This is a genomic window from Loktanella salsilacus, from assembly GCF_900114485.1.
Taxonomy (GTDB): Bacteria; Pseudomonadota; Alphaproteobacteria; order Rhodobacterales; family Rhodobacteraceae; genus Loktanella; species Loktanella salsilacus.
Genome location: NZ_FOTF01000002.1, coordinates 206,610 through 226,035 on the forward strand (window position 1 = coordinate 206,610; position 19,426 = coordinate 226,035).

Here is a 19,426-nt window from a genome sequence, read left to right on the forward strand (position 1 = left end):
GTCATCCCCGTGCCAGTATCGCATCGGCGATGGCAGTACCGCTGGTCCATGCGGCCTCGACGCGTGGGCCAATGCACCAGTCGCCACCCAGATACAGCGTTGCATCGGGGCTGTTTAGGAATGGCAGGCCAAGCGCTTGCGTGACGCGGGCATAGCGCCAGCGATGGGCTGCGGCATGGGGCACTTTGTTGGGTGCCACGCCCAGCCGGTCGCATAGCAGCGGCAGCATCCGGGCCGCGATGGCGGCGGGGGTATCTTCAAGATGGGCTTGGCTGAACGCTTCGCTTGCCTGCGCCACCCACAGCGCGGTCAGTCCCGGCGGGCGGCCCGGCTTGGCGCTATCCTGCGCTATCCACGCGAGGGGATCATCAGCATCTTGCCGGGTTATAAAGGGCGCGGGCCCCTCAACGGCAGCCATCAGAGTTAGGCAAGCCGCGAGCCTTACGGGGGCCAGTGCCGCGACAAGAGGGTGATCCGCGCCCACAAGTCCTGCAACTTGTGGTGCGGGCACGGTGACAACCACGCGCGCGGCGCGCAAGATGGCATCGTCCAGATGCAGCACCCATCCCTCGGGGTCCTGCGCGATGCGCACGACTTTCGAATTTTTTCGGATGTCCAGCCCGGCCCCAAGCGCCTTGGGAATGGCCGACATGCCCGGTACGCCCACACTATGTGTGTGACCTGTGCCATCCTGCCACCCGGCCAGCGCACCCGTTTCACCCAAGTTGCGCAGCACCGCAGCGAAATCAGAGCCATGCGCGTTCATGTATTGCGCACCATGGTCAAACTGCAGACTGCCAGCACGCCGCGTGGCGACCCGCCCGCCAATGCCTCGCCCCTTATCAAGCACAACGGGCGCAAGCCCCGCATCGGCCAACCGGCGCGCACAAGCCAGCCCCGCCATGCCGGCACCGATGATGACAATAGGAATCATGCGACCAGCACCTGTTCTAGGATCCGCGGGATCTGCTGTCTTACCTTAAAGAACCCGGCAGTAGCGTGCGGCCATATCGCGCTGTCCCAGTCACGCCGCCATTCGCAAAAGCGAATGCCTTGTGCGGCAAGGGACGGGGCGGCGTCATCCAGCCAGTCTTTTAGCGGGCCGCAGGTGATGTAGGGCGTGGCGATTTGCGTCGCACCGGCGTCCGCGGCCCATTTGGCTAAAACCGCAGGGTCAGCCGCGTGCAGAAGGACTGGGCTGGCACTTACCCGCAAGGCGGCATCGGCCAAAGCATCGGCCTCAAAACGCGCCACCAAATCTGCCACCGGCAAAGGAGAGCGCAGATGGCTGGTCGATATCGTGGCGACGGTGCGGATGTCATACCCCGCAAGGCCAAAATCCTCGACCCGGCAATCTTCGTCCGTGATCAACAGCGCGGTGGCACGGCCCGGGTCTGGCGGGCTGATCGCGCGCAGAGGCAATACCGATGGCAGGCCGTCTGGCTCCGTCGCCTCTAACCCTTGGGTTACGTCGGCCAGATCGCTGGGGCGCGGTGCAAAGCGCCCGGCGGTAAACGTAGCGATGTTGCGCGCGTCAGCCGGATAGGGTTTGCCGCGCGTATGCAAGCCTGCCACCCAACGCCAGCCCAGCGTATTGGACGCAGCATCACCATCCAGCAGGTGCCGGTAAAAGAAATCCGCGCCCAACCGCCACGGCAAACCCAGTGTGAATATCCAGATTGACGCAAACCACATACGCGTGTGGTTATGCAGGTATCCTGTGTCCACCAGTTCGGTTGCCCATGTGTCGAACCATTCTATCCCGGTCTGACCATCCATCGCGCGGCCCACATCGCGGCGCAAGCGGCGGTCGCGGTCAAGGTCGGCCAGATCAGCCTCCAGTCCGGTGACGTAGCTAGCCCAGACCTGCGGTCGGCGTTCTAGCCAGCCTTTGAAATAGCCGCGCCAGATTACTTCTTGGATAAACTTTTCTGCATCCTCTGGCCCATGGGCCGCAAGCGCCGTGGCAACCAGGTCCTGTTCGGTCACCAGCCTGCGCCGCACATAAGGCGACAGCACCGACACTGCTTTGTGCGCGCCGGGGCCGTGATCGGTGTTGCGCCCATTGGCATAGCGCCGCCCCATGCGCCCCGTAAAGGCCGCCATTCTCTTCTCACCCTCGGTGCGGGTCGCGGTCCAATCTGTCATCACGTTTTTCACCTTTTTACGCTGGGAAAGGTGATGCGAGCCGCCAAAATTTCAACGTCAGGCGACCGTCTTGCGGCAATACGCCTCGATCATCGGGCGCAAGGCGATCTTCGCCTGCAGTTTGGAGGCCATCAGATACATGCCGCCGATCTTGCGGTGTAAAAACAGCGTGGCAGCCGGGGGCACATGGGCAAGCTCGCGGTCATTGCCGATGGCAAGACCCATATCGCGCAGGTTTTCCAAAAGACGACTGTTGCCAAAATCGAACGGGGTGTCCTGCCGCAGGGGGCCCGTTGCGGTTGTGAACATGGATTGGATCAATTCCTGATGGTGGGGCGCGGTGGCGGGACCGAAATAGCCGATGCGTGCCATGGCGTTGCGCGTTTCCTGTGCACCGCCATCCAGCGCCGCCCGCGCAAGCGCGCGAAAATCAGCTGCCAGTTCAGGGGCAACGGGCTGCACCGCACCAAAATCCAACAGCACGATGCGGCCAGTTTTGGGATCATAGCGGTAATTGGCAAGGTTCGGGTCGGTCTGCATCGCGCCGAACACAAACAATTCGCGGAGCACAAGGTCGATCAGGGCCGTCGCAACCCGATCCCGCTCCACCTGTGGCGCATCGATCAGACTGTCCAGCGGGGCGCTGGCCACATACGTCATCGCGAGCACCTGCGGTGTGCAGAGCTCTGGGTGCAGGGCGGGCAGCACGAAAACATCAGAATCGTTCAGCAACGCGCCAAAGTGGGCCAGATGCCGCGCTTCGGCCAGATAGTCGGCCTCGGCGTGTAGCTGGCGCTTGGCTTCGGCCAAAAGGGGCGCAATATCCATGCCGCGCGGCACAAGCCCCGGCAGGCGCAAGAGCGTGGCAACATTATCCACATCACTGTCGATGCTGGCCCGCACGCCGGGATATTGCACTTTGATCGCAAGGCGTTGGCCATCATGTGTGACGGCTTGGTGCACCTGCCCGATCGAGGCTGCCGCAAAGGGGCGCACGTCAAAACGGGCAAAGCGGCTGTACCAGCCCGTCCCCCATTGCGTATTCAGCACGGTTTGCAGCTGTTTTGGCGGCATGTGGCGGGCATCGTCACGCATCCGCGCAAGGATTGCTGTCAGCTCATCCGGCAGCACCAGCCCCGTATCCATTGACAGCATCTGCCCTAGTTTCAGCGCCGCGCCGCGCAAATGGGACAGCCCGTCTGTTAGCCGCAAGGTGTTCGCAGGCGTCAGCAGCAGTTGTGCCAAATCGGGCCGCTTGCCACCAGCCAGCGCCCGCAGGCCGCCCGCCGCTACGTTGCCCGCAATGCCCGACGCTATGCCGCTAAAGCGAAACAGCCGCGCCGCGCGTCCTGTCGGCACTGAGGTGCCGCTGTTTTTATCGTTCGGCAAGGGGTCCTCCAGCCTTAATTGGTCGTGCGGGCGGTCTGCTTGCGCAAACGCCGCAGGTGCCAACGGTAAATGACCGGGGCCAGAATGAAGTCATAGACGACGCACGCGGTCTGCTTGATGCCGGGCACGCTAACGACGCGCGCCAGCCGCTGATATCGTGGCATCTGCGACCACAGGACCAAAAACGCCGGTATGCCCGATGTCAGCGTTCCGTCGTGCAGCACGTAAAGACGCCGGGCCGCCGTATCGGCATCCACCCCCCACTTGTCCCGCGCATCTGTGTTCAGATCATCAAACCGGATCGGCAGGCTGTGTGCGCCTGCATATTGGGCATAATGATTAATCTCGAAACTACAGACCGGGCATTTGGCATTATAAAGGACAGATGTTTGGGGGCTATTTTCCATGTCCAGCTACGTAGGTTTGGCCGGCGTAAAGTCCAACCGGCGACACATTTACCGAGCCACCCTTCGCCTAGCGCGAGGTTTTCTACCGGTTTACTTGTAATTTTACCGGACAGCGCCACAATTCATACGACGCAAGGAACGAAAGTTAGCACAATCGAAAGAAATCCAGAACGACCTTCAAACCGCACAAACATCAGCAAACAAGCCAAAAGGGCCGCCCAAGGCGACCCGAATAAGACGATCATAAAGGTGGTATGGCGGAGAGACAGGGATTCGAACCCTGGGAACCCTTGCAGGCTCAACGGTTTTCGAGACCGCCACGTTCGACCACTCCGTCACCTCTCCGCGCGGGGGTCTTGGTGGCGGTGATTTAGAACGGGCGCGGGCAAACCGCAACCCCCTGATCGCGGCCTTGGTGACTTTGTCGTGGGCGGTGCCTGTGCATGCTTGGAATAATGGGGTGCAGCCCGTATCTATTCCTTAATTCCGCCGCTCTCTGCACGGCACTCAAAGCCCGCTCACCAAAGGACGTTCCATGTTGCACGCCATCCGCACCACCTTTCTTGCGCCGCTCGCGCTGATCGCATCTGCTACATTAGCGCAGGCCCAAGCGGCGGATGCAGAACAAAGCGCTGCGCTGTTCGACGCGCTTGGCCTGCCAGAGATGATCGAGATCATGCGCGAAGAAGGGATAGCCTACGGCGAAGAGATCGCGACCGATCTGCTGTCCACCAGCGCGAACGCCAAATGGACCCAGACCGTCAGCGATATCTATGACGTCGACCAAATGCGCGGCGGCGCGGCAGCGGCGTTGACCCAGGCGCTTGCGGGCCAGGATATCGGGCCGATGCTAGAATTCTTTACCTCTGATCTGGGGCAAGAGGTGATCAAGCTGGAAACCTCGGCGCGGCGCGCGCTGCTGGACGATGATATCGACGCCGCCGCCAAACAGGCCGCTGGCGACGCGCTAGAGGCCGGAACGCCGCGCGTCCAGATGGTGACCGATTTCATCACCGCAAACGATCTGATCGACACCAATGTCGTCGGCGCGATGAACGCGAACTTTGGCTTTTACATGGGCCTGCAGGACGGCGGTGCCTTTAAGGGCGATCTGACGGAACAGCAGATCCTGACCGATGTGAACGATCAAGAGCCGCAGATCCGCCAGAATACGACCGAATGGGTCTATGGCTTTCTGATGATGGCCTATCAACCGCTGTCTGACGATGAATTGCAGGCCTATATCGACTTTTCGAAATCCAAGCCGGGTCAGGCGCTGAACACCGCGATGTTCGCGGCTTTTGATCAAATGTTCGTCGCGATCAGCACCGAACTTGGCCGCGCGTCAGCGCAATATATGGCGGGGCAGGATATTTAACCGCCCCACACCAGCAAGGTAGAGGCAAGCGCGCCGGGGTTGCTGGCATAAAGGCCCGCGTCGCGTTGCAGCTGGATGGTGCGGGCAGGGCGGTCCTCTATCGGGACGCCGGCGGCATCAAAGGCCGCATTCAGCGCCGGACCGCCGCCGGCATCGACCTGCGCCAGAATCGCCGGAAATTCGGATTTGACCGCCAATTCGACCGCGCCGCGCTGGGTGTCGGATGCATTCAGCGCTGACGTGACGCCGGTAAACGGGTTCTGCACCCCGCCAGAGGTATCGCAGGCCGCCAGCAGGCCAAGGCCCGCAGCCAAGCCAAGGGCCGGAATACCGCGATGAAATAAAGGGATGATTGCTGTTATCCACATGGTGCTTTGCCTGACTTCGGTGTTGACATGATGCCCTATTGGCCCGATAAGCCGCCATCTCGGCAAGACCCTTGTCGGGATATATACATGAATTCGCCCACGGGCGCGCAGTTGACGGGTGGCTACGGCCACAAACGCCCTTGATCGGGGACCTGACCGACGCGAAAGACAAAAGGAAAGACATATGTTTGCGGTTCTCAAGACCGGTGGCAAGCAATACCGCGTCCAGTCGGGCGACGTGTTGCGTGTTGAAAAGCTGGACGCCCAAGCTGGCGACGAAATCCAGTTCAACGAGATTCTGATGGTCGGCGACAGCATTGGCGCGCCGCTGGTTGAAGGCGCTGGCGTCAAAGCCACCGTGATCGACCAGATCAAAGGCCCAAAGACGATCAACTTCGTCAAGCGTCGTCGTAAGCACGGCTCGCAGCGTAAAAAGGGTCACCGTCAACAGCTGACCTTGGTGCGCATCGGCGACATCATGGAATCTGGCGCTGACAAGTCCGGCATCCGTGCTGCACTGACCGGCCGCGGTATCGCATTCGCAACTGGCGCTGTGGCTTTGGCCGCTGCTGGTGCAGCTGCTGCCTACGCCGCGTCCGCTAAGAAGGCTGAAAAGCCTGCGAAGGCTGCCAAAGCCGCCGCACCTAAGGCCGCTGCAGCGACCGCTGGCGCAGACGATCTGAAGCAGCTGTCGGGCGTTGGCCCCGCGCTGGAGAAGAAGCTGCACGCTGAAGGCATCACCACCTTCGCCCAGATCGCAGCATGGTCTGACGCAGAAGTCGAAGAATTCGGCGAGAAGCTGTCTTTCAAAGGCCGGATCGAGCGTGAAGGCTGGATCGAGCAAGCCAAAGAACTTTCGAAGTAAGGAGACCGACACATGGCACACAAAAAAGCAGGCGGTTCATCCCGTAACGGACGCGACTCAGCTGGTCGTCGTCTTGGCGTGAAAAAGTTCGGTGGCGAAGTCGTCATCCCGGGCAACATCATCATGCGTCAGCGCGGCACGAAAATGTGGCCGGGCGACGGCGTCGGCATGGGCAAGGATCACACGATCTTTGCAAAAGTCGAAGGCAACGTTCAGTTCCACAAGGGTCTGAAGGGTCGTACCTTCATTTCCGTGCTGCCCGTGGCCGAGGCCGCAGAGTAAGCCGAGACACCCAAGACAAGAGGGGGATCGGCGCAAGCCGGTCCCCCTTTTTGCGTTTTTGCACGCGCAACTTTAACGCGTGCTTCATTGGTTTTGAGGAGGAGCGAAACCCATGATTGAAGCCCCAATTACGGCCCAGCCAACCTATGTGTCTGACCGTTTCATCCTGCGCCCACTGCGCGCATCGGATGTTGGCCTGATTTCGATGTATGCCGCCGACCGCGCGCTGGCCCGCGCCACGCGTTCCATTCCTCACCCGCTACCGCCCGGCGTGATCGAGGCGATGATCGTCCGTGCGTCCCAGCCTAACCGGGTCGAAGACATCTGGGTCATGGACGGCAGCAACGCTGGCCACGCCGAAGTGCTGGGCTTGATCTCGCTCGCGCGCATGGACCGCGCCCAATCCGAAGTCTTCTATTGGGTCGCACCGGCCTTTTGGAACGTGGGCTTTGCGACCGAAGCCGTGCGCACCTTGCTGGCCAACAATCCGCACGACGCGCGCCAATATTTCGCCGAAGCCTTTCAGGATAGCCCCGGCTCTGCCCGCGTGCTGACCAACTGCGGCTTTGATTATCTGGGCGACGCCGAGGCGTTTTCGGTCGCCCGCAACGCGCTGGTGCCAACATGGACCTACATGCTGAAAACGGGGCTCTAACGCCCATCATCCAGACCGAGCGGCTGACCTTGCGGCCGCTCGCGCCGTCAGACATCGCAGATCTACACGTCATCGCGGCCCAGTGGCCTGTTGTGCGCCAGCTTGGTGGTTGGCCGTGGCCCGCGAACCTTGCCTTCACCGCGTCCCGCAGTGTCCCTTACACCGGGCAGGGATTCGTTTGGGGCGTTGAAGCGGCGGGTAAGATTATTGGCTCTGTCGCGGTGACTCGCGGCGAATTGGGCTATATGATCCACCAAGATTACTGGCGGCGCGGGATCGGCAAAACTGTTGTCGCGGCGGCGCTGGACCGCGCCTTTTGCCAAGACAATTGCCCTGTGATCAATGCCAGCGTCTGGGCCGATAACGCAGCCTCTGCCAAGCTGCTCTGCTCATTCGGCTTTACCCATTGGCACACCCGGTACGAGCAGGCGATCGCGCGCGGCTATCCCGTGCTGTCGCATTATTACCGCCTGACGCGCCCTGCGTGGGATGGCTTGAGAAACACCGCCAAGTCGCGTAACAGCGGCGCTTAACAGCCCGAAAGCCTCCTGCCATGAAATTCCTCGATCTTTGCAAAGTCTACATCCGATCCGGCGGCGGCGGCGCGGGCTGCGTGTCCTTCCGGCGCGAAAAATTTATTGAATACGGCGGCCCGAACGGCGGCGACGGCGGCAATGGCGGTTCTGTCATCGCGGTGGCCGTGGACGGTCTGAACACGCTGATCGATTTTCGCTATCAGCAGCACTTCTTCGCTCACTCTGGTCAGCATGGCATGGGCCAGCAGATGACCGGCAAATCCGGCGATGACATCATCCTGCGTCTGCCCGTCGGCACCCAGATCATCGACGAGGACGAAGAGACCGTCATCGCCGACCTGACCGAAGTTGGCCAGGAAATCGTGCTGGCGCGCGGCGGCAACGGCGGCTGGGGCAACCTGCACTTTAAATCCGCCACGAACCAAGCGCCGCGCCGCGCCAACCCGGGCCAAGAGGGCGTGGAGCGCACGATCTGGCTGCGCCTGAAGCTGATCGCTGACGCGGGCCTTCTGGGCATGCCGAACGCTGGCAAATCCACTTTCCTGGCCGCGACATCGAACGCGCGGCCCAAGATCGCGGATTATCCCTTTACCACGCTGGTGCCGAACCTTGGCGTTGTGGGTGTCGATAACGTCGAATTCGTCGTCGCTGACATCCCCGGCTTGATCGAGGGCGCCAGCGAAGGGCGCGGTCTGGGCGATATGTTCCTTGGCCACGTTGAACGCTGCAACGTGTTGCTGCACCTGATTGATGGCACCTCTGGCGACCCGATGCAGGACTGCGCAACCATCGTCGGAGAGCTTGAAAAGTACGGCGGCGATTTGGCGGATAAGCCGCGCATCACCGTGCTGAACAAGATCGACGCGCTCGACGCAGAAGAGCGCGCGTTTTTGAAAGAAGAGATGGAAGCCAGCATTGGCGGTCCTGTGATGCTGATGTCCGGCGTCAGCGGCGAAGGCGTGACTGATGTGCTGCGTGCTCTGCGCGGCGAAATCGACGAAGGCCGCCTGCGGGACCGGATCGCTGCCGAAGCCCCCGTCGAGGACGAGCAATGGCAACCCTAACCAGCGCCCGGCGCTTGGTGGTCAAAATCGGCTCGGCTTTGCTGGTCGACCGCGCCACCGGGGCCCTGCGTGCCGATTGGCTGGCCTCTCTTGCGCAAGACGTCGCCCGCATCCGTGCGCGTGGCACTGACGTGATCCTCGTGTCATCCGGCTCTATCGCGTTGGGCCGCGGCGTGCTTGGTCTAGGGGCAGGAGAGCTGCCGCTGGAGCAAAGCCAAGCCGCTGCTGCCGTTGGACAAATCCAACTGGCCCGCGCCTATCAGGACGTGCTGGATCCGCTGGGCATCGTCACCGCGCAGGTGCTGGTGACGCTGGACGATTCCACCGACCGCCGCCGTTACCTGAACAGCCGGGCGACGATGGAAACGCTGCTTGGCCTTGGCGTTGTGCCCATCGTGAACGAAAACGACACCATCGCCACGGACGAAATTCGTTATGGCGACAACGACCGTCTGGCCGCGCAAGTCGCCGTGACCGTCGGTGCAGACCAGTTGGTGCTGCTGTCTGACGTGGACGGCCTGTATACCGCTAACCCGCAGACGGACCCAAGCGCGCAGCATTTGGCCATCGTGCCCCATATTACGCCTGACATCATGGCGATGGCGGGCGACGCCGTCTCTGGCCTGTCCAAGGGCGGGATGAAGACCAAAGTCATGGCGGCCCGCGTCGCGACAGAGGCAGGCTGCGCCCTATGCATCACATTAGGATCGCCGCATAACCCACTGGCGGAGCTCGAAAAAGATGCCCGCGCCACATGGTTCACAGCCCAAACCACGCCGCAAGCCGCACGCAAACGCTGGATTGCCGCGATGAAGCCGCGTGGCAGTTTTATCGTCGATGCGGGTGCCGACGCGGCCTTGCATGACGGCAAAAGCCTGCTGCCTGCTGGCGTTGCCAATATCACCGGCACCTTTGATCGGGGCGATCCCGTGGCGATTGTGTCCACCACTGGCGCGCCGCTGGGGCTGGGTTTGACGAACTACAACAGCCATGAGGCCGCGCAAATCAAGGGTCAACGCAGCGCGCAAGCTGCTGAAATCCTTGGGTATAAAGGCCGCGCCGCACTTATTCACCGCGACGATATGGTACTGCAAGACAGGAGCCACTGATGACCGACACCATGACCGCTATGGGCCGCGCTGCCCGCGCTGCCGCCACGATCCTTGCGACTGCGGCGCCCGAGGCCAAGGCGTTGGCCTTGACTACAGCCGCCGATGCGATCTGGGCGACACGGGCCGATATTCTGGCCGCGAACGCCAAGGACATGGACTTTGGCCGCGAAAAGGGTCTGTCGCCTGCGATGATGGACCGGTTGATGCTGGACGAGGCGCGGGTGCAGGGCATGTGTGACGGATTGCGCGCTGTGGCCGCGCAAGACGATCCGATTGGCGCGGTGATCGACGCCTGGGACCGCCCGAACGGTCTGCACATCGAACGCGTCCGCACGCCGATTGGCGTGATTGGCGTGATTTACGAAAGCCGCCCCAATGTGACCGCCGATGCGGGCGCGCTGTGCCTAAAATCCGGCAATGCCGTGATTCTGCGCGGCGGGTCGGAAAGCCTGCATTCGTCCATTGCGATCCATGCCGCGCTTGTCACGGGCCTGCGCGCCGCCAACTTGCCAGAGGCTGCGATCCAGCTGGTCCCGACCCGCGACCGGGCCGAGGTGACGGCGATGCTGCAAGCCGTTGACTATATTGACGTTATCGTGCCGCGTGGCGGCAAGGGGCTGGTCGGGTTGGTCCAACGCGAGGCCCGTGTGCCCGTCTTTGCCCACCTCGAAGGTATCTGCCACGTCTATGTCGACGCCGCTGCCGATCTGGAAAAATCCCGCGCTGTGGTGGTGAATGCCAAAACCCGGCGGACGGGCATTTGCGGCTCTGCCGAATGCCTGCTGATCGACCGCGCCTTTTGGGATAGCCACGGCAGCGTTCTGATCCGCGATCTGATGGCCGCCGGGGTAGAGGTGCACGCCGATGGCGACGCCCAGATCGAAGGCACCATTGCCGCCACGGCTGACGATTTCGGGCATGAATTTCTGGACATGATCATCGCGGCCAAGATCGTCGATGGCGTGGACGATGCGATCGCCCATATTCGCCGCTATGGATCGAACCACACCGATGCGATCCTGACCGAGGATGACGCCGTGGCAGACAAATTCTTTCGCCACCTCGATTCCGCAATCCTGCTGCGCAATGCCTCGACTCAGTTCGCGGATGGGGGAGAATTCGGCATGGGCGCAGAGATCGGGATCGCAACGGGCAAGCTGCACGCACGCGGCCCTGTCGGGGCCGAGCAGCTGACCAGCTTTAAGTATCTGGTCACCGGCAACGGCACTGTCCGTCCTTAAGCCGATCGAAAACTGACTGTGATCGACGTTTCAGTCTGATCGATTTGCATCCGGCATCCGGTTTCAAGCATGACCTGCGGCAGCAGCGCAAATTGCACCTGCGCAGGCGATGTTTTGACCGGCTGTTGGCGGCCGTTCAGCCCATCCCAAAGGTCGGTATCATAGCGCAGGCGTTCGGCCTGCGCGGTCAGGATCCAGTCGCCCCCATCCCGGCGCACCGTGATATCGCCGCCATGGATCATCGCCGTTTCAAAGCACATCATAATCAGGAAACAATTGCGGACATCGGCGCGGCTGGCATCATCTGCCGCCTCCCACTGATAACTGATCCGGCCACCAACGGCGATGTCCGACAGCACGCTGATGACTTCGCGCCGCGCGAACCCTTGGCCAGGCGGGGCCGCGCCAAAGGCGACACGAAAGAACCGAATGCGGGCGCTGGCGTTCTGCGCCGAATCCCCGATCAGCGCCATTTCCGCGCTGCCAGCCCCCCCGGTCAGCGCCATCAGTTCGACCCCGTTGTTGATCGCGCCAATGGGGCTGATAAGGTCGTGGCAAATGCGAGAGCCGATCAAGGTGGCCAAATCGTTGGTCATGATACGGCCCTCGCGCTGTTAAGGAATGTTGCGATGTCAGGTGATATGAATGCCATGCTGGAACCGGGGATGCTGGTGCAGAACCCCAATGCGCCCGATTGGGGCACGGGGCAGGTGCAATCCAACATCAACGGGCGCATCACCGTTAACTTTCGGGAAGCCGGCAAAGTGGTGATGGATGGATCTAAGGTCATTCTAGTTCCAATTTACCAAGCATAATCGCTGACTTACGCTAACAAGGCCGCTGCATCTGTCAATCGCCGTGATTGCAAACTGGACTGAATTGGTTTCCAAATCCTTAACGCTCCCCCTATATCCCGCTGTAATGGCCGGGACACGCCCGGCGCTGCGGACCGGACGATGACCCAACCCAGCCCAGTGTTTCGCACCCGCCTTGCCGCCTCGGCGCAGGATATCGCTGCGGCGCAGCGCCTGCGCTATAGCGTTTTTGTGCGCGAACTGGGGGCCTGCGGCGGTCTGATCGACCACGCCGCCCAGACAGAAGCCGACCGCTTTGACCCTTTCGCGGATCATTTGCTGCTGGAAGATACCGCACAGCCCGGCGCGCCTGTCGTGGGGGCCTATCGCCTGATGTCAGCGGCGCAGGCTGCCGCGGCGGGCGGCTTTTCCGCGGCGCCAGAGTTTGATCTGACGCCGCTGCTGGCCACCGGGCGTCCTGTGCTAGAACTGGGGCGATCATGCTTGCTGCCCGCGTATCGGGGCGGGCCGGCGATGATGCATCTGTTTGCGGCGCTGGCGCAAATCGCAGCGGATCGCGGGGATGCGATCATGTTTGGCGTGGCGTCGTTCCACGGCACGGACGCAAGAGCACTATCAGCGCCGCTGGCCTATCTGCGCCAGCATCACCTTGCCCCGGCGCATCTGCGCGCGCGGGCGCATGGGCCGGGCGCGGCGGTGATGCCCGCGCAAGACCCAACCGATCGCAAAGCCGCGCTGCGGGACATTCCGCCGCTGATCAAAGCCTACCTGCGCCTTGGCGGCGTTGTGGGCGAGGGGGCTTGCGTGGACGCCGCCTTTAACACCGTGGACGTGTGCATGATCCTTGACCCTACGCTGATGACGACAGCCCAACGCGCCCGTGCCGTGCCGGAGCGTATGCGATGACCTGGCAAGATGCGGACCCGCCCGCGCATGTCCCCCTGACGCCCCGCGCCGTGCTGCGCGTGCTGCGCCGCGCCGTGCCGATGGGCACGCTGGTCTTTGGCGGGCTCGGGCTGCTGCTGGCCTTGCGCCCGCTTGAGGCGGCATTTCACGGCCCCCGCCGCCCGTGGACGCCACATATCACGCGGGGCGTGTGCCGGGGCGCGCTGTGGTTCATGGGCCTGCCGCGCATCACGCAGGGCACGCCCATGCCGCAAGGCGGCGCGCTGGTGGCGAACCACATAAGCTGGCTGGATATCTTTGTGCTGAACGCGGGCGGCTGCGTGGTCTTTGTGTCCAAGGCAGAGGTCGCGAAATGGCCCGGCATCGGCTGGCTGGCCCGCGCCACGGGCACAGTCTTTGTCACCCGCGACCGCAAGGCGGCGGCGCGGGACGTGGCCCTGCTGACCGCGCGGTTAGAGCTTGGTCAAACGCTGGTCTTCTTCCCAGAGGGCACGTCCAGTGACGGCGCGCAGGTGCTGCCGTTCAAGCCAGTCCTGTTTGCGCCGCTGATTGCGAAGGGGATGCATGTCCAGCCTGTGACGCTGTCTTATAAGGCGCCGGACGGCGCTGACCGCCGCGCCTATGGCTGGTGGGGTGATATGGATTTCGCACCGCATCTGTTGGCGACGCTGGCGCTGCCTAGCCAAGGGCAGGTCCGTGTGACCTATCATCCGCCGCGTGATTTGGCGGCTGGGATGGATCGCAAGGCGCTGGCGCAGGATCTGACCGATCAGGTCAGATCCGCGCTTTAGGCCCGTTCAGGACATCGCGCCGATCATCTGGCGCAGAGTCAGGGCGGGATCGTCGGTGCCCCAAATCTCGTCCCCGATGCCGAAGAAATCGACATGCGGGCTAACGGCACGGATCAGCTCGATATCCAGCGCGCCTTCTGCAACGACGGGGACTTCGATCATCTTGGACCACCAGTCGAACAGCTCTAGTGTGGCGCGGCTGCCGTCATCAAGGGCGGTTTCCCCAACGGGGCCAAAGCTGACGTAATCGGCGTTCAATTCACCCGCGGTCATGCCGTCGTGGCGCGATTGGCCGCAGAAGGTGCCGACGATGGCGTCTTCGCCCAGTTCCTTGCGCACTGCGCGCAGCGACCGCGCGCCGTCCAGCAAGTGCACACCGTCAAGACCGTGGCGGGCGACCATCTGCACGTGGCGCTCGATCACCAAGGCGACATCACGCTCTGATGTGACGGCCCGGATCGCATCGGCGGCGCGGCCGATCTTATCCTCGTCCCGGGTTGCCAGCGACAGACGCACACAGGCGATCTGCTGCGCATCAAGGCAGGCGGCAAGGCGGGCAGGGTAGGTATCCAGATCAAGCTCTGTCGGGGTGATCAGGTAGAGTTGTGGCAGGTCGTCAGCGTCGGTCATAGCAGGCATCCGGGTATGAAGGTTGCCGCGTTCTAACGCTCTTTGCGCGGCTTGGCTACGTCGCGGTTGCCTGCGCGGTGAAATCACGGGGGCGGCTTGCTTGTCTTGGCCGCGCGAGCGGCTTATCAGACCCGGATCACTTTTCCGGAGCGCTTCATGCCCAGCACCACGCCCCAACCCGCCTTTGTCCTGATCCGCCCGCAAATGGGCGAGAATATCGGCGCCGCCGCCCGCGCGATGTGGAATTTCGGGCTGGACCGGATGCGTATCACCGCGCCGCGCGATGGCTGGCCAAACCAACGCGCCGTCGCCATGGCGTCCGGCGCGGGCCGTCTGCTGGACGAGGCGCAATTGTTCGATACCACGGCGGATGCGCTGGCCGATTGCCACTATACCTATGCCACCACTGCGCGCCCGCGTGAGTTGACCAAGCCTGTTTTGACGCCAGAAGAGGCGATGGCTGACGCCGCCGCCCGCATCGCCCGCGGCGAAAAGGTCGCGGTGATGTTCGGGCCAGAGCGGGCCGGGCTCGAAAACGACGACGTCGCGCAGGCAAATGCCATTATCTCGGTCCCGGTGAACCCGCAGTTTGCGTCCCTGAACCTTGGCCAATGCGTGTTGTTGACGGCCTATGAATGGCAGCGTTGCCAAGGATCAGGATTGCGCGAAGCCTTTGGCCAGCCCGAATTGGCCGAGACGATTGAAGTGCAAAAACTTGCCGAGCATTATGAAGACACGCTGGAAAAGGCGGGGTTCTTTTACCCAGAGCACAAGGCAGACAGCATGAAGCTGAACCTGCGTAATCTGTGGAGCCGGATGCCAATGACCAGCCACGACGTGCGCATGATGCACGGGATGATGCGGCAGATGGTGCGCTGGCGGGATAAGGATTGAGCGGAACAGCTTGGGGCCGGGGCAGGTGCCTCCGGCGGGAGTATTTTTGGCAAGATGAATGCCGGCGGTCCGCTTCCGGGTGCGTTGTAAGCAAGGTACGATGATGCAGGGGCTTGCGCTTTGCGCGGGCCTTGCGTAGCAGGCCTGCATGGCACGCGCACCCCTTTTACAGCTCTCCGAGATCTCGCTTACGTTTGGCGGCGATCCTATTTTTGAAAACCTGTCCATGGTGGTTCAGCCAGGTGACCGGGTGGCCCTTGTGGGTCGCAACGGCTCTGGCAAATCGACCTTGATGAAGATCATGGCCGGCCTGATCGAGGCGGATTCGGGGGCGCGCACCGCGGCCCCTGGGGTCAGCGTCGGTTACATGGAACAGGACCCCACGATGGAAGGGTTCGAGACGCTTGGCGACTACGCCGCGTCTGGCCTTGATATCGACGAGGCCTACCGTGTTGAGATGGTGGCCGAGGGGCTGAAGTTTAACCCTCAAGGTCTGGTTGCGACCGCATCGGGGGGCGAAAAGCGCCGCGCAGCGCTGGCGAAACTGATGGCTGAAGCGCCAGAGCTGATGCTGCTGGACGAGCCGACGAACCACCTTGATATCGAAGCAATTGCCTGGCTAGAGGCCGAGCTGAAGTCCACCAAGGCCGGTTATGTTCTGATTTCCCACGACCGGGCGTTTCTGCGCAATCTGACGCGCGCGACGCTGTGGGTCGACCGGGGCGAGGTCCGCCGCGCCGAGGAAGGTTTCGACGGCTTTGAGGCGTGGCGCGACCGGATCTGGGAAGAAGAAGACCAGCAGCGCCATAAGCTGAACCGCAAGATCAAAGCCGAGGCGCGTTGGGCGGTCGAGGGCATCTCTGCCCGGCGCAAGCGTAACCAAGGCCGCGTGCGGGCACTGCAGGACCTGCGCGCCGAACGTGCGGGCCAGATCCAGCGCCAAGGCGCGGCTGCGATGGCGTTCGAGGGTGGATCGACGTCTGGCAAGAAGGTGGTCGAGGCGTTTGGTCTGTTCAAATCTTTCGGCGAAAAGCCGATTGTGCAGGGGCTTGATCTGACCGTCCAGCGCGGCGACCGGATTGCCTTTGTCGGCCCGAACGGCGTTGGAAAAACCACGCTGATCAAGATGTTGCTGGGCCAGGTTGAGCCGGACGAGGGCACAGTCAAACTGGGCACCAATCTGGAAATCGCGCTGTTCGATCAGACGCGTGCGCAGCTTGATCCCGATATGACGCTTTGGGACAACCTTGTGAACGATCCAGAGATGGGCGTCAGCGGCAAGGCCGACCAGATCATGGTGCGCGGCATTCCCAAGCATGTCGTTGGCTACCTCAAGGAATTCCTGTTTGACGAAGCGCAGGCCCGCGCCCCGGTGCGTGCCCTGTCGGGCGGCGAAAAGGCGCGTCTGCTGCTGGCGCGGTTGATGGCGAAGCCCAGCAACCTGCTGATCCTTGACGAGCCGACCAACGATTTGGACATCGAAACGCTGGACCTGTTGCAGGACCTGCTGGGCGAATACGACGGCACCGTGCTGCTGGTCAGCCACGACCGCGACTTCCTTGACCGCACCGCGACCACGACTGTGGCGATGGAAGGCGACGGGCAGGCGACAGTCTATGCCGGCGGCTGGACCGACTATCAGAACCAGCGCGGCGACCGGATCAAGGCGGCGTCTTCTGTCGGCAAGCAGTTGTCGAAGTCGGGCAAGCAGCCGCAGGCTGTCGCGCGCAAGACTGGCCTGTCCTTCACCGAAAAGCACCGTCTGGAAGAGCTGCCCGGCGTGATTGCCCGGCTCGAGGCCGAGATTGCCAAGCTGGAAACGCTAATGTCCGATCCTGATCTGTTCACACAGAACCCGGTCAAGTTCGAAAAAGCGACCGACGCGCTGACCGACCGCCATTCCAAGCTGGAAGAGGTCGAGGCCGAATGGCTGGCGCTAGAAGAAAAAGCCGCAAGCTAAATGGCGCGCGCGCAGGGTTTGCCTGCGCGCGGCCTTGGCCTAGATGTTGCAAAAGCCCGGCACCCGCTTGAAATCCAAGCGAAACCGCAGGCCAAAAGCATGGAGCGCCAAGATGTCTGATCCCACTGCCACCAAGTTGATCGTCTTTGACGTCAATGAAACGCTGCTGGACATCACCACGCTCGCGCCGCTTTTCGCGCGGCTGTTTGGTCGGACAGGGGTGCTGCGCGAATGGTTTCCCGAACTGATCCTATATTCGCAGGCCCTGACCCTGTCTGGCCGCTACGCGCCCTTTGGCGCGCTTGCTGGCAGCACGCTACGGATGGTCGGCGCGAACCATGACGTGGCCATCACGGACGACGATATCGCAGAGCTTAAGTCGCTGATCACTGCGATGCCCGCCTATCCCGATGTGGCCCCCGCGCTGACAAAACTGCAAAGCGCCGGGTTTACGCTGGTGACGCTGACGAACTCTGCGCCATCGCCGTCGCCAACACCGCTGGAAAAAGCGGGGATCAACCACTTCTTTGACCGCAATTTCAGCATTGCCGACCTCAACGTCTACAAGCCGCACCCCAAGACCTATGACATGGTCGCGCAGGCCTACGGGGTGGAGCCGCAACACATGTGCATGGTGGCCTGCCATCTGTGGGATATTATCGGCGCGCAAGCGTTTGGCTGCAGCGGTGCCTTTATCGCGCGCCCGCACAACAGCACGCTTGATGTGCCAGACATGCCGCAACCCGATTGCATCGCGCAAAGTCTCGGCGAGCTCGCCGATCAAATCATCGCAGCGCACCAAGCGACTTAACCGGGTCCGCTTTCTTCTGGTCAAAAATACCTCGGGGGTGTGGGGGCAGCGCCCCCACGGATCGGCTGGCGTAGCCGGCCGATCCCCCAAGGCCTGGACCCATTACCCGTCGAAGTTCACTTCTTCCATGATCCGCAGTGCGGCGGCACGGTGGCCAGCCACTTCGGTCAGGTCGATGTCATCGACGTCGTAGGTGCCCCAGCTGGCCACGAGGTCGGACAGCGGCGCGCCGTCCAGCACGGGGTATTCGTTGTTCACGTCGGCATAGATTTCCTGCGCCTCGGCGGACACCAGAAACTCCATCAACTGCTGCGCTTCGGCTTTGTTCGGCGCGCTTTTCGTCATCGCGATGCCAGAGATGTTCACATGCGTGCCGCCGTCCGCAAACGTCGGAAAGCGAATGCTGACGCTTTCCGCCCAAGGGATCTGCTCTGGATCGGCCAGCATTTGCCCCATGTAATAGGTATTACCGAGCGAGATGTCGCATTCACCAGCCCAGATCGATTTCACCTGAGAGCGATCATTGCCTTCGGGCTTTTTCGCCAGATTGTCCTTCAGACCCTGCGCCCAGACCTTGGCTTCAGCCTCGCCGTGGTGGGCGATATAGGCGGACAGCAGCGCAAGGTTATAGTCGTGCAGGCCAGAGCGGGTGCACAGACGGCCCTTCCACTTGGGGTCGGCAAGGTCTTCGTAGGTCGTGATTTCGCCTTCCGCGACGCGGTCCTTGCTGGCATAAACGATGCGGGCGCGGGTGGTCAGGGCGAACCACGAGTTGTCGGCGGCGCGCAGGTTGGCGGGGATGGCGGCGTTCAGAATCTCGCTTTCGACCGGTTGCACGGTGCCAGAGTCCACAACGCGCTGCATGTTGGCGATATCGACAGTCATCACCAGATCGGCAGGGCTGCGCGCGCCTTCGGCCTTCAGCCGTTCGATCAGCGCATCGTTCACAAACGCTAGGTTCACCGCAATGCCGGTGTCAGCGGTGAAGGCGTCCATCACCGGCTGGATCAGCTCTGGCTGGCGCGTGGTATAGATGTTGACGTCAGCCAAGGCGGGCAGGGCGCAGGCGCTGGCAGCAGTGGCCAGAAGGATGGTGCGAAGGGTCATCGTGCTCTCCAATTTCAGTTAAGCACCGTAAACCCGACTCTTTTGCTTTGGTCAATACCTGTCTGAA

The 19,426-nt window shown here is 62.2% G+C and carries 22 protein-coding genes and 1 tRNA gene; 14 read left to right on the forward strand and 9 right to left on the reverse strand.

What is annotated here, in order from left to right:
- Position 1: 1 nt before the first annotated feature.
- From BM131_RS02465 to BM131_RS02485, 5 genes are all read right to left on the reverse strand, one after another.
- Positions 2 to 934 carry an NAD(P)/FAD-dependent oxidoreductase gene (locus BM131_RS02465; protein ID WP_090185129.1) on the reverse strand — a complete coding sequence of 311 codons (933 nt, stop codon included), beginning with the start codon at positions 932 to 934 and terminating at the stop codon, positions 2 to 4.
- The gene (locus tag BM131_RS02470) at positions 931 to 2,148 is read right to left on the reverse strand and encodes an FAD-binding domain-containing protein (protein WP_090185132.1); all 1,218 of its coding nucleotides are present in this window, start codon (positions 2,146 to 2,148) and stop codon (positions 931 to 933) included. Before BM131_RS02470 ends, BM131_RS02465 begins: the two co-directional genes overlap by 4 nt.
- Before the next feature lie 57 nt (positions 2,149 to 2,205).
- Complete coding sequence (locus tag BM131_RS02475; RefSeq protein ID WP_090185135.1) at positions 2,206 to 3,537, reverse strand: ABC1 kinase family protein; 1,332 nt, start codon at positions 3,535 to 3,537, stop codon at positions 2,206 to 2,208.
- Between the two features lie 14 nt (positions 3,538 to 3,551).
- Positions 3,552 to 3,944, reverse strand: coding sequence for a thiol-disulfide oxidoreductase DCC family protein (locus BM131_RS02480; protein WP_090185138.1), 393 nt, complete (start codon positions 3,942 to 3,944; stop codon positions 3,552 to 3,554).
- Between the two features lie 255 nt (positions 3,945 to 4,199).
- Positions 4,200 to 4,289, reverse strand: a tRNA-Ser gene (locus tag BM131_RS02485).
- A gap of 190 nt (positions 4,290 to 4,479) precedes the next feature.
- Between BM131_RS02485 and BM131_RS02490 the strand changes: the two genes are divergently transcribed.
- Entirely contained in the window at positions 4,480 to 5,322 is an 843-nt protein-coding gene (locus tag BM131_RS02490; RefSeq protein WP_090185141.1) for a DUF2059 domain-containing protein, read from the forward strand.
- Here BM131_RS02490 and BM131_RS02495 read toward each other — a convergent pair.
- Positions 5,319 to 5,690: a hypothetical protein gene (locus tag BM131_RS02495; RefSeq protein ID WP_090185144.1), complete on the reverse strand. Its 372-nt coding sequence runs from the start codon at positions 5,688 to 5,690 to the stop codon at positions 5,319 to 5,321. The two genes, BM131_RS02490 and BM131_RS02495, sit on opposite strands and share 4 nt — an antisense overlap.
- Positions 5,691 to 5,874: 184 nt before the next feature.
- On the opposite strand from BM131_RS02495, the gene BM131_RS02500 reads away from it, so the two are divergent.
- The 7 genes from BM131_RS02500 to BM131_RS02530 all read left to right on the forward strand — a co-directional run bounded on the left by BM131_RS02500 (position 5,875) and on the right by BM131_RS02530 (position 11,445).
- A complete protein-coding gene (locus BM131_RS02500; RefSeq protein WP_090185145.1) occupies positions 5,875 to 6,555 on the forward strand; it encodes a 50S ribosomal protein L21 in 681 nt (226 codons plus the stop codon).
- A gap of 12 nt (positions 6,556 to 6,567) precedes the next feature.
- Positions 6,568 to 6,837: a 50S ribosomal protein L27 gene (gene rpmA, locus BM131_RS02505; RefSeq protein ID WP_090185148.1), complete on the forward strand. Its 270-nt coding sequence runs from the start codon at positions 6,568 to 6,570 to the stop codon at positions 6,835 to 6,837.
- Between the two features lie 112 nt (positions 6,838 to 6,949).
- A complete protein-coding gene (locus tag BM131_RS02510; RefSeq protein WP_090185150.1) occupies positions 6,950 to 7,492 on the forward strand; it encodes a GNAT family N-acetyltransferase in 543 nt (180 codons plus the stop codon).
- Positions 7,462 to 8,025, forward strand: a complete 564-nt coding sequence (locus tag BM131_RS02515; RefSeq protein ID WP_090185154.1) for a GNAT family N-acetyltransferase — start codon at positions 7,462 to 7,464, stop codon at positions 8,023 to 8,025. The genes BM131_RS02510 and BM131_RS02515 overlap by 31 nt, the downstream gene beginning before the upstream one ends.
- Before the next feature lie 20 nt (positions 8,026 to 8,045).
- Positions 8,046 to 9,092 (forward strand): GTPase ObgE, encoded by a 1,047-nt coding sequence (obgE, locus tag BM131_RS02520; protein ID WP_090185157.1) that lies wholly within the window; start codon positions 8,046 to 8,048, stop codon positions 9,090 to 9,092.
- Complete coding sequence (proB, locus tag BM131_RS02525) at positions 9,080 to 10,201, forward strand: glutamate 5-kinase (protein ID WP_090185160.1); 1,122 nt, start codon at positions 9,080 to 9,082, stop codon at positions 10,199 to 10,201. The genes obgE and proB overlap by 13 nt, the downstream gene beginning before the upstream one ends.
- The gene (locus BM131_RS02530; protein ID WP_090185163.1) at positions 10,201 to 11,445 is read left to right on the forward strand and encodes a glutamate-5-semialdehyde dehydrogenase; all 1,245 of its coding nucleotides are present in this window, start codon (positions 10,201 to 10,203) and stop codon (positions 11,443 to 11,445) included. The genes proB and BM131_RS02530 overlap by 1 nt, the downstream gene beginning before the upstream one ends.
- Here BM131_RS02530 and BM131_RS02535 read toward each other — a convergent pair.
- The gene (locus BM131_RS02535; protein ID WP_090185166.1) at positions 11,442 to 12,041 is read right to left on the reverse strand and encodes a histidine phosphotransferase family protein; all 600 of its coding nucleotides are present in this window, start codon (positions 12,039 to 12,041) and stop codon (positions 11,442 to 11,444) included. The genes BM131_RS02530 and BM131_RS02535 overlap by 4 nt on opposite strands.
- 33 nt (positions 12,042 to 12,074) lie before the next feature.
- Between BM131_RS02535 and BM131_RS02540 the strand changes: the two genes are divergently transcribed.
- From BM131_RS02540 to olsA, 3 genes are all read left to right on the forward strand, one after another.
- Positions 12,075 to 12,260, forward strand: coding sequence for a DUF3553 domain-containing protein (locus BM131_RS02540; RefSeq protein WP_090185168.1), 186 nt, complete (start codon positions 12,075 to 12,077; stop codon positions 12,258 to 12,260).
- 141 nt (positions 12,261 to 12,401) lie between these two features.
- Positions 12,402 to 13,166, forward strand: coding sequence for a GNAT family N-acetyltransferase (locus BM131_RS02545; RefSeq protein WP_090185171.1), 765 nt, complete (start codon positions 12,402 to 12,404; stop codon positions 13,164 to 13,166).
- Entirely contained in the window at positions 13,163 to 13,957 is a 795-nt protein-coding gene (gene olsA / locus BM131_RS02550; protein ID WP_090185172.1) for a lyso-ornithine lipid O-acyltransferase, read from the forward strand. Before BM131_RS02545 ends, olsA begins: the two co-directional genes overlap by 4 nt.
- Positions 13,958 to 13,963: 6 nt before the next feature.
- Here olsA and BM131_RS02555 read toward each other — a convergent pair whose 3' ends face one another.
- Positions 13,964 to 14,587 carry a thiamine phosphate synthase gene (locus tag BM131_RS02555; protein ID WP_090185362.1) on the reverse strand — a complete coding sequence of 208 codons (624 nt, stop codon included), beginning with the start codon at positions 14,585 to 14,587 and terminating at the stop codon, positions 13,964 to 13,966.
- 156 nt (positions 14,588 to 14,743) lie between these two features.
- Between BM131_RS02555 and BM131_RS02560 the strand changes: the two genes are divergently transcribed.
- The 3 genes from BM131_RS02560 to BM131_RS02570 all read left to right on the forward strand — a co-directional run bounded on the left by BM131_RS02560 (position 14,744) and on the right by BM131_RS02570 (position 18,252).
- Positions 14,744 to 15,481 (forward strand): RNA methyltransferase, encoded by a 738-nt coding sequence (locus BM131_RS02560; protein ID WP_090185364.1) that lies wholly within the window; start codon positions 14,744 to 14,746, stop codon positions 15,479 to 15,481.
- A gap of 148 nt (positions 15,482 to 15,629) precedes the next feature.
- The gene (locus BM131_RS02565) at positions 15,630 to 17,441 is read left to right on the forward strand and encodes an ABC-F family ATP-binding cassette domain-containing protein (protein ID WP_090185175.1); all 1,812 of its coding nucleotides are present in this window, start codon (positions 15,630 to 15,632) and stop codon (positions 17,439 to 17,441) included.
- A gap of 112 nt (positions 17,442 to 17,553) precedes the next feature.
- Positions 17,554 to 18,252 (forward strand): haloacid dehalogenase type II, encoded by a 699-nt coding sequence (locus BM131_RS02570; RefSeq protein ID WP_090185177.1) that lies wholly within the window; start codon positions 17,554 to 17,556, stop codon positions 18,250 to 18,252.
- A gap of 102 nt (positions 18,253 to 18,354) precedes the next feature.
- On the opposite strand, the gene BM131_RS02575 is transcribed toward BM131_RS02570, so the two are convergent.
- Positions 18,355 to 19,359, reverse strand: coding sequence for a Fe(3+) ABC transporter substrate-binding protein (locus tag BM131_RS02575; RefSeq protein WP_090185367.1), 1,005 nt, complete (start codon positions 19,357 to 19,359; stop codon positions 18,355 to 18,357).
- Positions 19,360 to 19,426: the final 67 nt, after the last annotated feature.

Excerpts from the sequence above, each read along its gene's own strand:
- BM131_RS02560 (WP_090185364.1), top strand. The coding sequence starts at position 14,744 with ATGCCCAGCACCACGCCCCAACCCGCCTTTGTCCTGATCCGCCCGCAA.
- BM131_RS02565 (WP_090185175.1), top strand. The coding sequence starts at position 15,630 with ATGGCACGCGCACCCCTTTTACAGCTCTCCGAGATCTCGCTTACGTTT.
- obgE (WP_090185157.1), top strand. The coding sequence starts at position 8,046 with ATGAAATTCCTCGATCTTTGCAAAGTCTACATCCGATCCGGCGGCGGC.
- BM131_RS02465 (WP_090185129.1), bottom strand. The coding sequence starts at position 934 with ATGATTCCTATTGTCATCATCGGTGCCGGCATGGCGGGGCTGGCTTGT.
- BM131_RS02470 (WP_090185132.1), bottom strand. The coding sequence starts at position 2,148 with ATGACAGATTGGACCGCGACCCGCACCGAGGGTGAGAAGAGAATGGCG.
- rpmA (WP_090185148.1), top strand. The coding sequence starts at position 6,568 with ATGGCACACAAAAAAGCAGGCGGTTCATCCCGTAACGGACGCGACTCA.
- proB (WP_090185160.1), top strand. The coding sequence starts at position 9,080 with ATGGCAACCCTAACCAGCGCCCGGCGCTTGGTGGTCAAAATCGGCTCG.
- BM131_RS02495 (WP_090185144.1), bottom strand. The coding sequence starts at position 5,690 with ATGTGGATAACAGCAATCATCCCTTTATTTCATCGCGGTATTCCGGCC.
- olsA (WP_090185172.1), top strand. The coding sequence starts at position 13,163 with ATGACCTGGCAAGATGCGGACCCGCCCGCGCATGTCCCCCTGACGCCC.
- BM131_RS02490 (WP_090185141.1), top strand. The coding sequence starts at position 4,480 with ATGTTGCACGCCATCCGCACCACCTTTCTTGCGCCGCTCGCGCTGATC.
- BM131_RS02575 (WP_090185367.1), bottom strand. The coding sequence starts at position 19,359 with ATGACCCTTCGCACCATCCTTCTGGCCACTGCTGCCAGCGCCTGCGCC.
- BM131_RS02530 (WP_090185163.1), top strand. The coding sequence starts at position 10,201 with ATGACCGACACCATGACCGCTATGGGCCGCGCTGCCCGCGCTGCCGCC.
- BM131_RS02570 (WP_090185177.1), top strand. The coding sequence starts at position 17,554 with ATGTCTGATCCCACTGCCACCAAGTTGATCGTCTTTGACGTCAATGAA.
- BM131_RS02510 (WP_090185150.1), top strand. The coding sequence starts at position 6,950 with ATGATTGAAGCCCCAATTACGGCCCAGCCAACCTATGTGTCTGACCGT.
- BM131_RS02540 (WP_090185168.1), top strand. The coding sequence starts at position 12,075 with ATGTCAGGTGATATGAATGCCATGCTGGAACCGGGGATGCTGGTGCAG.
- BM131_RS02480 (WP_090185138.1), bottom strand. The coding sequence starts at position 3,944 with ATGGAAAATAGCCCCCAAACATCTGTCCTTTATAATGCCAAATGCCCG.
- BM131_RS02500 (WP_090185145.1), top strand. The coding sequence starts at position 5,875 with ATGTTTGCGGTTCTCAAGACCGGTGGCAAGCAATACCGCGTCCAGTCG.
- BM131_RS02555 (WP_090185362.1), bottom strand. The coding sequence starts at position 14,587 with ATGACCGACGCTGACGACCTGCCACAACTCTACCTGATCACCCCGACA.
- BM131_RS02515 (WP_090185154.1), top strand. The coding sequence starts at position 7,462 with ATGGACCTACATGCTGAAAACGGGGCTCTAACGCCCATCATCCAGACC.
- BM131_RS02545 (WP_090185171.1), top strand. The coding sequence starts at position 12,402 with ATGACCCAACCCAGCCCAGTGTTTCGCACCCGCCTTGCCGCCTCGGCG.
- BM131_RS02535 (WP_090185166.1), bottom strand. The coding sequence starts at position 12,041 with ATGACCAACGATTTGGCCACCTTGATCGGCTCTCGCATTTGCCACGAC.